This is a genomic window from Streptomyces sp. NBC_01352 (genome assembly GCF_036237295.1).
Lineage (GTDB): Bacteria > Actinomycetota > Actinomycetes > Streptomycetales > Streptomycetaceae > Streptomyces > Streptomyces plumbiresistens.
Genome location: NZ_CP108354.1, coordinates 5,099,818 through 5,115,415 on the forward strand (window position 1 = coordinate 5,099,818; position 15,598 = coordinate 5,115,415).

General features: G+C 69.7%; 12 protein-coding genes and 2 pseudogenes. 3 read left to right on the top strand and 11 right to left on the bottom strand.

Going from position 1 to position 15,598, the window contains the following annotated elements:
- Positions 1–21 precede the first annotated feature (21 nt).
- Positions 22–2,613 (top strand): DEAD/DEAH box helicase, encoded by a 2,592-nt coding sequence (locus OG252_RS23615; protein WP_329338469.1) that lies wholly within the window; start codon positions 22–24, stop codon positions 2,611–2,613.
- Here OG252_RS23615 and OG252_RS23620 read toward each other — a convergent pair.
- From OG252_RS23620 to OG252_RS23645, 6 genes and pseudogenes are all read right to left on the bottom strand, one after another.
- Positions 2,558–2,953 (bottom strand): annotated as a pseudogene (locus tag OG252_RS23620) (Rv3654c family TadE-like protein); the annotation flags it as partial. The gene OG252_RS23615 and the pseudogene OG252_RS23620 sit on opposite strands and share 56 nt — an antisense overlap.
- Positions 2,950–3,315 (bottom strand): TadE family type IV pilus minor pilin, encoded by a 366-nt coding sequence (locus tag OG252_RS23625; RefSeq protein ID WP_266435887.1) that lies wholly within the window; start codon positions 3,313–3,315, stop codon positions 2,950–2,952. The pseudogene OG252_RS23620 and the gene OG252_RS23625, both read right to left, overlap by 4 nt.
- Entirely contained in the window at positions 3,302–3,511 is a 210-nt protein-coding gene (locus OG252_RS23630; protein WP_329338473.1) for a DUF4244 domain-containing protein, read from the bottom strand. Before OG252_RS23630 ends, OG252_RS23625 begins: the two co-directional genes overlap by 14 nt.
- A 100-nt stretch (positions 3,512–3,611) precedes the next feature.
- On the bottom strand, positions 3,612–4,400 hold the full coding sequence (locus OG252_RS23635) for a type II secretion system F family protein (RefSeq protein WP_266435939.1): 789 nt from the start codon (positions 4,398–4,400) through the stop codon (positions 3,612–3,614).
- A 116-nt stretch (positions 4,401–4,516) separates the two neighbouring features.
- Positions 4,517–5,575, bottom strand: coding sequence for a type II secretion system F family protein (locus tag OG252_RS23640; protein WP_443068424.1), 1,059 nt, complete (start codon positions 5,573–5,575; stop codon positions 4,517–4,519).
- A gap of 28 nt (positions 5,576–5,603) precedes the next feature.
- Positions 5,604–6,020 (bottom strand): annotated as a pseudogene (locus OG252_RS23645) (TadA family conjugal transfer-associated ATPase); the annotation flags it as partial.
- Positions 6,021–6,162: 142 nt separating this feature from the next.
- Between OG252_RS23645 and OG252_RS23650 the strand changes: the two are divergent.
- Positions 6,163–6,957 (top strand): DUF4145 domain-containing protein, encoded by a 795-nt coding sequence (locus OG252_RS23650; protein WP_329338476.1) that lies wholly within the window; start codon positions 6,163–6,165, stop codon positions 6,955–6,957.
- 81 nt (positions 6,958–7,038) lie between these two features.
- Here OG252_RS23650 and OG252_RS23655 read toward each other — a convergent pair whose 3' ends face one another.
- From OG252_RS23655 to ssd, 4 genes are all read right to left on the bottom strand, one after another.
- A complete protein-coding gene (locus OG252_RS23655) occupies positions 7,039–9,495 on the bottom strand; it encodes a site-specific integrase (RefSeq protein WP_329338478.1) in 2,457 nt (818 codons plus the stop codon).
- The gene (locus OG252_RS23660) at positions 9,492–10,781 is read right to left on the bottom strand and encodes a tyrosine-type recombinase/integrase (RefSeq protein ID WP_329338481.1); all 1,290 of its coding nucleotides are present in this window, start codon (positions 10,779–10,781) and stop codon (positions 9,492–9,494) included. Before OG252_RS23660 ends, OG252_RS23655 begins: the two co-directional genes overlap by 4 nt.
- 11 nt (positions 10,782–10,792) lie before the next feature.
- Positions 10,793–11,788, bottom strand: a complete 996-nt coding sequence (locus OG252_RS23665) for a TadA family conjugal transfer-associated ATPase (protein WP_329345185.1) — start codon at positions 11,786–11,788, stop codon at positions 10,793–10,795.
- Positions 11,789–11,919: 131 nt separating this feature from the next.
- Positions 11,920–13,029: a septum site-determining protein Ssd gene (gene ssd, locus OG252_RS23670; protein ID WP_329338482.1), complete on the bottom strand. Its 1,110-nt coding sequence runs from the start codon at positions 13,027–13,029 to the stop codon at positions 11,920–11,922.
- 564 nt (positions 13,030–13,593) lie between these two features.
- Here ssd and OG252_RS23675 point away from each other — a divergent pair.
- Complete coding sequence (locus tag OG252_RS23675) at positions 13,594–14,427, top strand: HAD family hydrolase (RefSeq protein ID WP_266435941.1); 834 nt, start codon at positions 13,594–13,596, stop codon at positions 14,425–14,427.
- A 344-nt stretch (positions 14,428–14,771) separates the two neighbouring features.
- Here the strand turns inward: OG252_RS23675 and OG252_RS23680 are convergent, their stop codons facing one another.
- Positions 14,772–15,596 (bottom strand): Fic family protein, encoded by an 825-nt coding sequence (locus OG252_RS23680; protein ID WP_266435942.1) that lies wholly within the window; start codon positions 15,594–15,596, stop codon positions 14,772–14,774.
- Between the last annotated feature and the right edge of the window lie 2 nt (positions 15,597–15,598).

A 15,598-nucleotide genomic window follows, 5' to 3' on the forward strand; every position in this document is an offset into this window, starting at 1 on the left:
CAGGACGGTTCGCCAGCCGCGATGGCATTCAATCACTTACCGGCAGGCGTGCACGACGCCTTGGTCCCATTGTCCGTCACGCCAGTGACACACTCGGTGCCGATGGCCAAGAATCACCGATCCGATCGACCCTCGGCGCAGCCCGTCTCCCGGCTCTCGCCGGGCACGATCCTGGACCGGCTCGCCGCGGGGCCGAGCCGGGCTTCGCGCATCACTCATACGGAGCACTTGCCCCCACGTGAGGGCCGCCATGCCGTCTGGCCGGACCGGATCCGTTCGGAGGTCATCGCCGCGGTGCAGGCCTGCGGCATCGAACATCCCTGGGCGCACCAGGCCCGCGCGGCCGAGCATGCCCTGGACGGCGAGTCCGTGGTCGTCGCCACCGGCACGGCGTCCGGCAAGTCCCTGGCGTACCTCGTCCCGGTCCTGTCGACGCTCCTGGACGGCTCCGAGGCCCCGAACGGCCGTGGCTCGACCGCCCTCTACCTGGCTCCCACGAAGGCCCTCGCGGCGGATCAGTGCCGCTCCGTGAAGGAACTTTCACAACCGCTCGGCCATTCCGTGCGCCCCGCGGTGTACGACGGCGACACGCCGGTCGAAGAACGCGAATGGGTCCGCCAGTACGCCAACTACGTCCTCACCAACCCCGACATGCTGCACCGGGGCATACTCCCGTCCCACCCCCGCTGGTCCTCCTTCCTGAAGTCTCTGAAGTACGTCGTCATCGACGAGTGCCACACCTACCGCGGCGTGTTCGGCTCCCACGTCGCCCAGGTGCTGCGCCGCCTGCGCCGCCTCTGCGCCCGCTACGGCGCCTCTCCCGTGTTCCTGCTGGCCTCCGCGACCGCCGCCCAGCCCTCGGTGGCCGCCGGCCGCCTCACCGGCCTCCCGGTGGTCGAGGTCGCCGACGACGCCTCCCCACGCGGCGAACTGGTGTTCGCGCTCTGGGAGCCCCCGCTCACCGAGATGCAGGGCGAGAAGGGTGCGCCGGTCCGCCGTACCGCCACCGCCGAGACCGCCGAGCTGCTGACCGACCTCGCCGTCCAGGGCATCCGCACGGTCGCCTTCGTACGCTCCCGGCGGGGCGCCGAGCTCATCTCGGTGATCGCCCAGGAACGCCTCGCCGAGGTCGACCGCTCCCTCGCCCGGCGCGTCGCCGCGTACCGCGGCGGCTATCTCCCCGAGGAACGCCGCGCCCTCGAACAGGCCCTCCACTCCGGCGAACTCCTCGGCCTCGCCGCCACGACCGCGCTCGAACTCGGCATCGACGTCTCCGGCCTCGACGCCGTCCTGATCGCCGGCTACCCGGGCACCCGCGCCTCCCTGTGGCAGCAGGCGGGCCGCGCCGGGCGCGCCGGGCAGGGGGCGCTGGCGGTGCTGGTCGCCCGGGACGACCCGTTGGACACCTTCCTCGTCCACCACCCCGAGGCCCTGTTCGACCAGCCCGTCGAGTCCACGGTCCTCGACCCCGACAACCCTTACGTGCTCGCCCCGCACCTGTGCGCGGCGGCCGCGGAACTGCCGTTGACGGACGAGGACCTGGTGCTGTTCGGCCCCGCGACCGAGGAGCTGCTCCCGCAGCTGGAGGCCGCGAAGCTGCTGCGCCGCCGTACGAAGGCCTGGCACTGGACCCGCCGAGAACGGGCCGCCGACCTCACCGACATCCGCGGGGAGGGCGGCCGGCCGATCCAGGTCGTCGAGGCCGGCACAGGCCGCCTGCTGGGCACGGTCGACGAGGGCGCCGCTCACTCGACCGTGCACGAGGGCGCGGTCCACCTGCACCAGGGCCGTACGTATCTGGTGCGCTCGCTGGACCTGGAGGACTCGGTCGCCCTGGTCGAGCAGGCCAGCCCTTCGTATTCGACGGTCGCCCGCGACACCACGTCCATCTCCGTCCTGGAGACGGACGTAGAGATCCCGTGGGGCGCCGGCCGCCTGTGCTACGGCTCCGTCGAGGTCACCAACCAAGTGGTCTCCTTCCTGCGTCGACGACTCATCACCGGTGAAGTACTGGGCGAGACGAAACTCGACCTCCCTCCTCGTACGCTGCGCACGCGTGCCGTGTGGTGGACGGTCACCGAGGACCAGCTGGACGCCGCCCGCATCAACCCGGAGATCCTCGGCGGCGCCCTGCACGCCGCCGAGCACGCGTCGATCGGCATGCTGCCCCTCTTCGCCACCTGCGACCGCTGGGACATCGGCGGCGTGTCGATCCCCCTGCATCCCGACACCCTCCTGCCGACCGTCTTCGTCTACGACGGCCATCCCGGCGGCGCGGGCTTCGCGGAGCGCGCCTTCCACACCGCCCGCGAGTGGCTGACCGCCACCCGCCAGGCCATCGCCTCCTGCGAGTGCGACGCCGGCTGCCCGTCCTGCATCCAGTCCCCCAAGTGCGGCAACGGCAACGACCCGCTGCACAAGAGGGGGGCGGTGCGGTTGCTCACGGTGCTGTTGCAGGGGGCACCTGGGGAGGAGGCTGTGGGGGCGGGGGGTGCTCCGCAGGGATCTCCGGTGGCGGTGGGAGATGCTCCGCAGGGGCCTCGTGCGGGGGCGCCGGAGGAGTCCGGGGCGCCAGCGGATCCGGCGGTCCCGCAGGTCCCGCCCGTGCCCTGACCTCCACCGCGAACGGACCCCTCCCCGACGCCGCCGTCACGTCCGAGGTCTCGCCCACGATCGCGCACCGCACGAGCCGCGTGCCCTGGGCTCGCGCCACCCGGTCCGCCCGGGCGCAGGCCGCCCTGGCGCCGCCCGCCCAGTGGTCCGCCGCCGCGAGCGCCGCGAGATCCGCACCGCCGGCCGCTCGATGCCTGGTCACGACGGCCTGTCCCATGGCCAGGACGACACCGAACACCACGCACAGCACGGCGATCGCCCCTACGCTCCACACGGTGGCGGAGCCACGGTCCCTGCTCCGAACGGCCGCACGGAGACGGGCCGAGAAACCGCCGCTCATCTTCCCTCCCCCGCCGTCTCCTCCACCAACGCCACGGCCTCCTCCCGCACTTCGAACGGCAGACCGTGCAGCGCAGGCGGCTTCGCCACGACCGCCACCCGCACCTGGTCCCCCTCCCTGCTGACGGTGACCTCCGCATCGCGCGGTGCCGCCTGCCTGGTGATCTCGACGACGGCGTCGGCGGCGTCCTGGCGGGCCGCGGCGCGGGCGCCGGTACGCGCCGCGTCCACGCACTGGATCTGCGCGGCCACCACGAGCAGTCCCCACACCAGCGCCATCGCGAAGATCACCAAGACGGGCAGCACCATGGCCGACTCCGCTGTGACGAAGCCCCGGTCCGTCTCCCGCTCACATCTGCGCATCGAGGGCCTGCTTCACGATGTTCTGCAACTCCGCGTTGACCTGACCGCTCGTCACCACCTTGTAGAGAACGACCGCGAACGCCACCGCCGCGACGATCCCCATGGCGTACTCGGAGGTGACCATCCCCGCGTCCCGCCGCGCCGCTCGCGCCCTGCACACCAGGGCGACCAGCCGTGCCCGTACCGTCTTGTACATCTCAACCCCCGTGAGGTTCCGTTCCGTTGACCAGCTGACTTCTTGCCAGGCGTCGGCCACTCGGCCCACGCCTCCTACGTGCCGTCGCTCCCGTCCTGCGTCATCCACCACCCCCTCCCAGCGCCCCGCCCGCCAGTCCGATCACCACGGGCACTACGCCGACCGCGATGAACGCGGGCAAGAAGCACAGCCCCACCGGCGCGCTGACCATGACGGCCGCCCGCCGTGCCCGTGCCGTCGCCTCGCGCGTCCAGTCGGCGCGGGCGTCCGCGGCGAGCCTGGCGACCGGTGCGGACGCGGGGAGTCCGGAGACGCCGGCCCGTTCCAGGAGCCGCGCCAGGGTGCCGGCGCCCGGTGTGGAGGCGAGCCGTCGCCAGGCCTCGCCCGGTTCGCCGCCGAGTCTCACCTCCGCCGCGCCCCGTGCCAGCCCTTCTCCGACCGGACCACCAAGGGCTTCGCCCACCGCCTGGGCCGCGATCACCGGCCCGGCGCCCGCCGCGATGCAGGCCGCCAGGAGGTCGGCCGCGAGGGGGAGTTGCCGAGCCGCCTCTTGGGCGTCGTACTCCGTCTCGGCCCCGACGGCCGCCTGCCGAAGCCGCCACCGCCACAGCCCGGCGGCGGCCACCAGGCCCACCACCGCACCGGCGAACCCACCGACCAGCACCCACCCGGCACATGCCACCCCCACCATCGGCAGCCACCGCCGAGCGACGTTCCGGAGGTCGATACGCGACCCCGCGGACGTCTCCCCCTCCGCCACCAACAGCTCGGCCAACCGCCGCCGCACTCTCCGCTCCCGCCGTACCGACTCCAGCCACCGCACGAGCCACCCGAGGACGAGCACCACCCCCACCGCCGCCCCCAGCCTGTGGACAACTTCCGCACTCACGTCACCGCCTCCCTCCCCAGACCACTGCCGACTCCCGCTTCCGACACGTCCGTCCGCCCGCCGACCGCGTCCCACACATCGCCTCCGCCACCCGCCCCGCGCCTCGGCCCCATCCCTCACATCGCCTCCGCTCCCCGCACGATCCGCATCGCCCACCACATCCCCAGCGCCTCCAGCAGGCCGCCGACCAGCAGACATCCCAATCCCGCCCCGGTGTGCAGCAGTACATGCAGCGGATCGGCACCCAGGGCCGTACCGAGGGCAAGGCCCAGGACCGGCAGGCCCGCGAGCATCACCGCTGTCGACCGGGCACCCGCCAGCTGCGCGCGCAGGTCCGCCCGCTGGTCACGCTCCGCGCGCAATGCCCCTTCGAGTCGGTCGAGTCCGGCTGCGAGGCCGGCGCCATGGTCCACGGCAACCCGCCAGCAGGCCGCAAGCCCCACCAGCCCCTCGGCACCCGGCTGTCGCGCGGCAACAGCAAGCGCGGCCGGAACGTCACCCCCAAACCGCGCCGCCGCCAGCACCGCCGCCTGAGCCTCACCAAGCCGACAGGCGTCCTGCAGCACTCGATCACCACCGGACCTACCTGACCTACCTGACCCACTGGACCCACCGGACACACCGGACCCACCGAAGCCTCTGGCCGCCCGAGCGACACCAGCCCCTCCGAAGCCCCGCACAGCCCGAGCCCCACCCAGCCCTCCAAAACCCCGCACCGCCACCAGCGCGTCAGCAAGCCGTTCGGAGTCCCGCACCGCCGCCTCTCCCTCACCAAGAGCGCCGTCGGCCTCCCGCACCGCCCGCAGCAGCGCCTCCCCCGGCTGCCGGCCGGCCCGCACCTCCCCGGCCAGCGCCCCGCACAACGCGATCACCGCGTCCCCTCGACGCTCCCGGGCACGCCGCGCCTCCCCCGCCAACCGCACCCGCCGCAGCAACGGCACCCCGGCCGCCCCCGCGACGGCCGGCAGCACGGAGGAACCCAGCACCGCCAGCACCAGCCCGGCGGCCACCGCCCACCACTCGGGGCGCAGCCGCCCGCGAATCCGCCGCAGTTCTTCGGCCAGTTGCCGCCAGGCGGGCGGTCCGGCACCCACCACTCCGCCACCCGCGAGCAGCAACTGGGCCCGCCGAGCGCCAGGGTGCCGCCCACCGAGCAGCCAGAGAGCAGCCCCCACGCACGCCACAGCCGCTCCCGTCGACATCTCACCCATCCCGTTGACCACCACGCGCCTCCTCGATCCGCACTCCGGAGCGCCCAAAGCGCTCCCCGCACCCCGCTCCCGCCTCGTACGAGGCGCACTCATCCCTCGCCTCGCACGAGCCGCACTCCTCCCGAAGCAGCCCCCGCAGCCGCCCCCAACCCCGTTCGTACGCGAATCCCTCCGCGCCCCACCGCAGGGCCGGCACCGTCCGCACCAGCCCCGAAGGGTCCCGTTCCAGCACGTGCACCTCGGCGATCCGCCGCCGACCGGTCCGGTCGCGGACGAGGTGCAGTACGACCGACAGGGCGGCCGCCAACTGGCTGTGCAGGGCGGCCCGGTCGAGCCCGGCCGCCGTACCCAGCGCCTCCAGCCGGGCCGGCACGTCGGCCGCCGCGTTCGCGTGCACGGTCCCTTCTCCGAACTAGCCTGCGGCGAGCCGGGTAGACGGAAGCCCCCGAGACCGCGGACAGGGCGCGGGTGTTGGGGGGCCTGGGCCGGGAGCGCTGCGGAGCCTGGTAATCCCACTGCGTACTGGCTGGAGGACTGGCAAACTGCGCCGCATGGCAAACCAGCTCATCAAGGACCTCCGGGCCATCGCAGAGGGCCTGGACGGGGACGGGCCGCAGTGGCCGCATATTCCTTGCCCCTCATGTAAGAGAGGGGGCTTGACCCTGATCAGCGAGTCCCTGATTCAGGAAGAAACCGCGATTAGCAAAAGGAACCAGTCACATCCGGAGTGGGATCCTGATTGGGCGCATGGTTATTTCAGCTGCCTATTGCGCTGCCAGAAGCCTGCCTGCGATCTCGTACGAGTCGTTGGCGAAACTGGACTCTATTTGTTGAGGAGTGAAGACGGGTATTGCAACTTCTTCACCCCAAAGTTCTTCCTGCCTCACCTGCCTCTGATCGAGAGCTACGATCTCAGTCCCCCGCTGGTTCAGAAGCGGATCGACGCTGCGGCAAAAATCATCTGGTCCGACCCCAGCTCTGCTGCCAATCGCCTTCGATCCGCCGTAGAGGCGCTGATGGATGATCAAGGAATTCCAAGGAAATGCGTTCGCGGCGGGAGGCCTTACGAAGTAAACCTCCACAACAGGATCGTCGCCTTCAAGGCAGCAAAGCCAGAACATGCGGGAGTTGCAGACCTAGTCCTGGCAGTCAAGTGGATCGGAAACGTCGGAAGTCACAACGACAGCCTTCGTGTGCCCGACGTTTTGGAGGGAGTCGAAATTCTTGATCATACGCTTGATCAGATCTACGACTCCACCAAGGATGAGATTAAGCGAAAGGCTGCGGATATCGCTGCACGTAAGGGTATTCCAGCTAGCAGGTTTAGCGGCTCGATACCTTTCTGAGCAGCGATCTTTATGGCGAACTAGGAGTTGAGGCGCGTCGGGATCGACGGGCGGCGTGTGGTCGCCACCCATTGGTGTGGATTAGGGGGTCTTCACTTCGCTTGCGCGGGCGACAATCTGCTCGAAGGAGGGGATCCCCATGAATATAGGTGATTCCTTCCGATCTTTCCTCGCGTCGAGTTGAGCGATCTTTTCTTCGGCTGCGGCCTGACTGACAGACAGACCCTCGACTTCACCAAGCCAACCCTCGCGTTCGGCCTCTTCGATCCGGTCCGCAAGGTTTTCGCGGATCTCGACCAAACGCGGCCTGTCCGTGAAGTCCACGATGAGGACTGGGCATCGGACACATGCGTGTTCGTGAGCGCAGTCCGTGCCATATGCTCGCCCACATTCCCCGAGAGCAAGCTTGCGGCGCTCGAAGTGCCCCAGGAACTCCTGCCACTCTTCCGGTGTGACGGCCCTGTATTCCTCGACAGGCCGGAGTGCGCGACGGCGAGCGATGAAGGCTTGGTGCGCCTCGATGGCGTCCGCTGGGTAGATAGCGGCGTATCCCATGGTGGTGTTGATGTTGCCATGACCTGCGATGACTTGGGCAATGTGGGGTGGAAGGCCGTTGAGGATGGCATCAGTGATGAAGATTCTCCGAAAGTCGTGAGGCTCAAAATTCAGCGGCTTCCCGGAGGCGTCAGTGAGCCCGGATGCTGCGAGAGTGTCATTTAGGGCATCGCGAATCGTGTTCTCGGATATTTGCCGGTCCTCTCCACTGACATTCCACTGGTAGAGAAGCGGCATGGGAGATTTCCAGGTCTTCTCATGGTGGTCGTAGCTATGGATGACCGGGACGGTTCTGTTGCCTCTGCGGACACGTGAGATCACGGCGCTGAGTACGTCTGCGAGTTCCGGAGTGATGAGCAAGAGCCGCTCTTGGTCGGTTTTCGACGGTGCGATTTGCAAGAGCGGGACAACTTCTCCGGTGGTGGGCAAGGTATAGCTGATGACGCTGTGATGCCCGAGCTCGCGGAGCTCTTCGATCCGAATTCCGGTATGCCGAAGGATCTCGATGGTTGCCCAGGCCCAGAATGCCCGCTTCTCCTCAGCACCCAGTTCGCGGCGGCGCCCCTGCGTGTCTCGAACGCTCGAGGGGCGACCGCCCGCGCGATTGGTGCTCCGGGGGACGGTGAAGGTCTCCCCGAGCACCGTGAAGGTGGAGCCCAACTCGGCGGCGTTGAGGGCGTCGAGGCGGGCTCTGGCCTCCTTGAGCCGGCGGTCGGCGACACGGACCAGAACCGGCAGGACGGGAAGCCGTTCGCGGGTGCGCTGGTCCGACCTGGACTTCTGACGTTGCTCGTTCTTCTTCACCGAGCAGTCGGCTTCGCTGACTGGGGCCGGCGCGGCCCAGGGGCCCCATCGTTCGGGCTCATCGAGGGCCCATTGTGCAATGTCCAAGTAGAACGCCCGCACGGACTGCTTGACCATTGGCGCACTGTCCCGAGGCTCGATGACCTCGGCGAAGGAGCCGTCCGGCTGCCTCTTGCGGACCCTCTTCGTGGCCAGCCGGGCCTTCCAGGCCGTCCTTGCATCAGCACTCAGGGCCAGGGAGTCGATGCCGGGGTGATGCCGTTCGAGGTCAGCCCAGAACAAGCTCGCCAGAGACGCCGACAGCGTCTTGAGGGAGTTGTAGTCGAGGCTTGGCTGGCGTTCGGTGAGGTAGTCGACGATTAGGTCACGGACGGGTTTGCAGCGCAGTCCGTAGCGGTCCACGAGTTCGGCAGGGCTCGCCTGACCAGAACGGATCGCGAAATGAACCAGGGTCGCAGGGGCGTGAGGCGGGAACTGGCCCAGGTCCCGGAGCCAGACGTAGGCGGAGCGAGAGCTTCGAGTGTCGCCTCGGGAGGCCTGCAACCGTGCCAGGCAGTCGCCGACGGTGATCTCCTCGACCTTGCCGCCGTAGGCGACGATGATCTGTGCGATTGCCCTGAGTGCCTCGGAAGAGTACCGGCTGCTGGTTCCCGTGGGAGGCCCTGCGGCTTCGAGCCGTGCGAACCCCTCAGGATCGCGTGCCGCCTGGATGGCTGGCCTGAGGTACCGCGAGGGGTTCGAGGCGAGCCATTGCAGGTCCGGGCGGATGGCATCGATGCACATCAGGGCCAGAAAGCCGGTTCTAAGCGTGCCCGGATCGGGGCTTCGGCCGACTGACTTGGCCCACTCGCCCGCCGGCTTGTGCCAGCGTTCGGGGTCGGATGCCGCAGGTGATGCCAGCCAACGGTCCTGCCAGGTGTCACCGGGGAAGGTTTGCAGCCAGGACAACAGCAGGCGGACCCCCACCATCCGCGTCCCCTGGGAAATGTCGGCCGCCCCCGGAGGCCGCCTCATCTCCTGGATTCGCTCCAGGAGCTCCTCGCGGCTCAGGGCAGTGGTGGGCCAGGTGATGGCGCGTGGGCGAGCCGGAAACCGTTGGAGCAGGGCAGCTGCCTCGACTCCGGCCAGAGAGCGCTGCGTTGGTGGTACGAGAAGTTCAGGAAGGACCTGGGTTGTCATGCGGAAGGTCCTCCGAACAGGACGTTAAGGGACTCACGGTTGTAGGCGGGCGCGGGCGGAGCAGGCGGCGGGTCGTAACGCTTCTTCTCCTGCCGGGCGTGGTGCGCGAGACCGGCCGTGATGACGTCGTCCTTGGTGGGGCGGCTGTAGATGTCCAAGGTCGACAGGTACTTGTGGCCGAGGATGTGCTGGACGTAGACGGGCGGCATGTCCGGGTCATCGAGCATCAAGAACGTCGCGGTGTGCCGCAGGTCGTGAAGCGTCCAGTTGGCGCCCAGGAGTGCGTTGGCACGGTTGAACATCATGCGAGCCGCGTCGTACTCCAGCGGCCGCCAAGGGCGGCGCAAGGTCCACCACAGGGGCTGTGCTCGCCCTCGCGGGACGCCCTTCTTCCAGGCTTCTTCCTGGTAGAGCCGCAGCCAGACGAACGCATCGGTATTCGCGGGCAGTTCCTGATATTCACCCGTGCCCTTACGGATCACGCCGATGGTCTGCTGGCCGACCTTCGCGTCGCCCTGCTTCGGAGAGAGAAGTTCCTCAGCTCGGGCTCCGTTGGAGACCCAGAAGGCCAACAGGGCGCGGTCGCGGTGGGAGCGGAGGCCGGCGAAGACCTCGGTGTACTTGTCCTCCGGGATGCGCCGCGGAATCCGCTTGGGAATGGTGGGTCGGTAGCGGCCCTTCCGCTCCTTCTTAAACTCTTCCATCGGGTTGTGGTGGGCATTCGCCCGATCGCCCTGGCGGCCCTGCTCACCTTGACCGTTGGGCCGACGCTTTCCGCGGTAACGGGAGCGGTCCAGTGGGAACGGATTGACCAGCAGAGCACCGGACTTCTTGTCCAGGTGCCAGTCGTAGAAGGTCCGCAGCACCGTCTCGAAGTGCGCCCGGGTTCTGGGCGAGTACTTCGTCCCGACGGTCGGCTTCCCGGTCACCGGGTTCGGTGTTCCCGGCGTCGGCCTGTCCGCCCGGGGCCGAGGGATTTCGGAAGGTTCCTTGCCGCGGTGGCGCCAGTGGACGCGTACCGGCTTGTCCGCCAGCTTCATCCACAGCGTGAAGTCCCGAGCATCCTCACTTGTCACACGGTCCCACTCGATCTCGAGCGCCCACAGGAAGCGCCACCATCGCAGCAGGTCCATGCCGTACGAGCGCGGGGTCAGCGGCGAGTAGGGCCCGGCCATCAGGTCCTTGAAGTACACCGCGACCGGCTCGACCGGACTGCCGAACGGGTCCAGCAACAGGTAGGGCTCCCAGGGATCTCCCGTCTTCAGCAACTTGCCTATCTCGGGCAAGACGAAGTTCCTCAGGTCCCTTCCGGGACGTTGTTCACCGGGCATGACGGGAAGCTAGCAGAACCCCAACTGACCTGCACAAACACGCAATTTAGTTCGGTCAATACGCCGCAGCCGCCCTCGTGACCGGTGTTCAGCGCGGCCAGCAGATGGACCACTTCGGGCCCGCGCACCTCGCCCACGACCAGCCGGTCCGGCCGCATCCGCAACGCCTGCCGGACCAGGTCCTGGAGCGTGACGAGGCCCGCGCCCTCCTGGTTGGCGGGTCTGCTCTCCAGCCGTACGACGTGCGGATGGTCCGGCCTGAGCTCCGCCGAGTCCTCGGCGAGCACGATCCGCTCGTCGGGCCCGACGAGCCCCAGCAGGGCGCTCAGCAACGTCGTCTTGCCGGTGCCCGTGCCACCACTGATGAGGAAGGACAGCCGCGCCCGAAGCAGCGCCCTCAGCACCCGGTCCCCGCCCGGCGGCACCGTGCCGGCCGCCACGAGTTCGTCGAGCGTGAACGCGCGCGGCCGTACGACCCGCAGGGACAGGCAGGCGCAGCCGACGGCGACCGGGGGCAGCACCGCGTGCAACCGGGTCCCGTCGGGCAGCCGAGCGTCCACCCAGGGGCGCGCGTCGTCGAGCCGGCGTCCGGCCACCGCGGCCAGGCGCTGCGCGAGCCGTCGTACGGCGGCCGCGTCCGGGAAGGAGACGGTGGTCAGCTCCAGGCCGCCGCCCCGGTCCACCCAGACCCGGTCGGGTGCCGACACCAGTACGTCGGTCACCGAGGGGTCGGCGAGCAGCGGTTCGAGCGGGCCGCTGCCGACCAGCTCGGAACGCAATTGCTCGGCCGCGCCGAGGACTTCCGCATCTCCGAGCACCCGCCCCTGCTCCCGCAACGCCTGGGCCACGCGCGCGGGCGTCGGTTCGGCCCCGCTCTCGACCAGCCACTGCCGCACCCCGTCGAGCAGCCCCGGCGTCACGTCAGCACCGCTCTCCAGAGCGACCGCCGCGCCGTTGGACAGCCACCGCTCGGACCCCACGCGACCGGGCAGCCGTCCCTCTGCCGCCACGCCACCGGACAGCCGTCGCTCGCCCGCTCCGTTCGCCGAACCGACGCCCGCCCCGCCGACCCACTCAAGCCCCGAGAACGTACTCACGCGGCACCCGCCTCCATCAACGCCCGCTCCCAGAACTCCTTGCAGAAGCGCGCGAGCGGCCCTCGTGCGGTCGCGCCGGGTGGCGTCTCGCTCCCGTGCGGGCGCAGCAGCGCGGACTCCACAGGCACCTCGCCGGCCAGCGGCAGTCCGAGCAGCCTGGCTACTTCGCGGTCGTCGAGCCCGGGTGTGTAGGGCCCGCGGACGGCGACCCGCAGGTCGCGCAGAACCATGCCGACGGCTGAGGCCACCCGGCCCGCCGCGGCCACGGCACGCAGCTCCGCGGGGACCACAAGGAGCCCCACGTCGAGCTGGGCGAGGATCTCGGCGACCCCGTCGTCGATGCGGCGCGGCAGATCTACGACGACCGTGCCGCCCCGGCGCCGGGCCGCGGCGAGCACCGCCCGCACGGCCTGCGGCGGGACGGCGACACAGTCGCTGCGGTCCCAGCTCAGCACCCGCAGCGAGTGCAGTCGCGGCAACGCCTCCTCCAGGGCGCCGCCGCCGACCCGCCCTCGCGAGGCGGCGAACGCGGGCCAGCGCAGTCCTTCGGCGCTCTCGCCGCCGAGGAGTACGTCGAGTCCGCCGCCCAGCGGATCGGCGTCCACCAGGAGCGTGCGCAGTCCCTCGCGCGCGGAGGTGACGGCGAGCGCGCAGGCGAGCGTGGACGCCCCGGCCCCGCCCCGGCCGCCGATGACGCCGACGGTGAGGGCGGGCCGGCCGATGCCCTCGGCCACGTCGGCGATGCGGTCGACCAGCCACTGCTCGCCGTCAGGCAGCATCAGGACGTGGTCGGCGCCGATCTCGACGGCCCGCTGCCAGACCCCCGAGTCGTCCTGGTCGCGCCCGACCAGCACCACTCCGCGCCTGCGTGCGGCCCCGCGCACGCGCCGTGCGGCGTCGTCGCCGACCAGCACGAGCGGTGCGGCCTCCCAGCTGCCTCTGTTGTCCGGCACTCCGTGGTGGACCTCGGGTGTGGCGCCGGCGGCCGCGCACAGGCGCAGCAGGTCGTCCAGCAGTTCGGCGTCTTCCGTGACGATCAACGGCTTGCCCTGCCGCCCTCCGGCGGCGGGTGGATCGTGTGTGACGGCTGCGGCCACGGTGTCCATCCCCCTTCCGCGGCGCCACCTTGGCCCCGCGATTCCCGAACGTGTGAAGAACCGGCAACCGGCCTCCATATGAACGGCCGATACCAACCGGCCAAACGCATCCGACTAACCGGAACCAGCCATGAACTCGGTGCGAGCCGGGCGCGTTGGAATCACGGTGCAGCGATCCCGGAAATCTTGTGGATCTTGGACGAAAACTGTGGACAACTCAGCACCTGTGAATATCGCCGTCACCCAAACCGGTGACCCCTGTACCACCCGCTGTGCGACTTCCGCAGAGCAGCACCTCGACTACACACAGTGACGGATCATGGGCAGGCGAAAGAGGCGGCCGCAGCCGCCTCAGCACGGCCCAGCGGCCGCGTACAGAAGAGGAAAAACCCACCCGGACATGCGACGACCCCCGCCGGGGGGGAGAGCGGGGGTCGTCTCCACGGCCGACTCGGGGGGGGAGGAGTCGGACCGGGTTAGCACGGTCGCGAACGATCCGTGACTTCCATGGTGTACCCGAGAGGCCTCTCAGGCAAACCAACGCGCCAACCTTACGCCGAATGGGCAGCACCTATGCTCATGGTTGTGGAAAACCACTCCTTGCCCCGCACAGCGGCCTTCTTTGACCTGGACAAGACGGTCATTGCGAAGTCGAGCACGCTCACCTTCAGCAAGTCCTTCTACCAAGGCGGGCTGATCAACCGCAGGGCGGCCTTGCGTACCGCATATGCCCAGTTCGTCTTCCTCGTGGGCGGTATGGACCACGACCAGATGGAGCGCACCCGCGAGTATCTGTCCGCGCTCGTGCGCGGCTGGAACGTCCAGCAGGTCAAGGAGATCGTCGCCGAGACGCTCCACGAGCTCATCGACCCGATCATCTACGACGAGGCCGCCTCCCTCATCGAGGAGCACCACACCGCCGGACGTGACGTCGTCATCGTGTCCACGTCGGGTGCCGAGGTGGTCGAGCCGATCGGCGAGATGCTCGGCGCGGACCGCGTGGTGGCGACCCGCATGGTGGTGGGCGAGGACGGCTGCTTCACCGGAGAGGTGGAGTACTACGCGTACGGCCCGACGAAAGCCGAGGCAATCAAGGAGCTGGCCGCGTCCGAGGGGTACGACCTCTCGCGCTGCTACGCCTACAGCGACTCGGCGACCGATCTGCCGATGCTGGAATCCGTCGGTCATCCCCACGCGGTGAATCCCGACCGCACACTGCGCCGCGAGGCGCTCGCGCGCGGGTGGCCGATTCTCGATTTCCACCGGCCGGTCCGGCTCAAGCAGCGGCTCCCCGCGTTCTCCGTGCCGCCCCGTCCGGCACTCGTCGCGGTCGCGGCAATAGGAGCCGCGGCGGCCACCGCGGGCCTCGTCTGGTACGCGAGCCGGCGCCGTTCAACTCCGGCCTGACCAGGGCGACGCCCGTTTAATGTGTTTTGAACCCAAAAGTAAAGAAGTGCTTCCTGGGCTTCCGCTTGCTCCGGTCCTGGAGTACAAAGGGATTAACGGCCCGCGAGACCAAGGACATCCGAAAGGATCACCTTAAGAACGCATTTGGCCCCACGGACCGAGCATGCACACCGGGCACCCACGCGACGTCGACCCGTCGATTACGGGCCAGCCGCACCAGGGACGGGCAAAGTTCCCGACCTGATGGGCACCATTCGAGGACGCTTGGTACCCCGGTGGACATGCCAGCGGCGGTACGAATCCTCGTACCGCCGCAACCCTTTCCCGGAGTTCTTCCGGGACTCCTACGCCGCCCCGCGCTGCAGCGCCTCGCACACGGCTGTCGATTCGCGCGCCCCCAGTCCGACCGCCCGGCCGCAGTGGGTGATCCAGGCGGCCATGCCCTCCGGGGTGCCGGAGACATATCCGTCGAGCGCCGCCAGGTAGGCCGCGCGGCCCAGTTCGGCGTGACCGACCTCCGCCGGACAGACAGACTTCGGGTCCAGGCCGCTGCCGACCAGAACGATGCGTTCGGCGGCGCGCGCGACCAGGCCGTTGTGCGAGACGAACGGACGCAGGGCGAGCAGTTCGCCGTGTACGACGGCTGCCGTGACCAGCGCGGGGGCCGAACCGCCCGCGATGATCAGCTCGGAGAGCCCTTCCAGACGGCCGGAGACCTCCGCCGCGCTCGGCAGCGGCAGCTCGACCAGCGGCTCCTGGACCGGCTCGCCCGCCTGGCGGGGGCGCCCGACCTCGTCGCCCGTGGTGGCGGCCGCGACCAGGTGCAGCCGAGCCAGCACGCGCAGGGGCGACTGCCGCCAGATGGACAGCAGTTGGCCCGCCTCGGCGGTCAGCCGCAGGGCGGCGCCCATGACACGCGCCTCGTCGTCACCACTGAAGTCGGTGCGGCGGCGCACCTCCTCCAGGGCCCAGTCCGCTCCGGACAGCGCCCCCGAGCCGCGCGCGCCGCGCAGGGCGGCCTCGGAGGTGATCTCGTTGCTGCGGCGCCGCATGACCCGATGCCCGTAGACCCGGTCCACGGCCTTGCGCACGGACTCCACGGACTCGGCCACCCCGGGCAGCGAACCCAGGGCCGCGAGCGGATCGGCGGTCGCGCCTGTCGTACTCATAA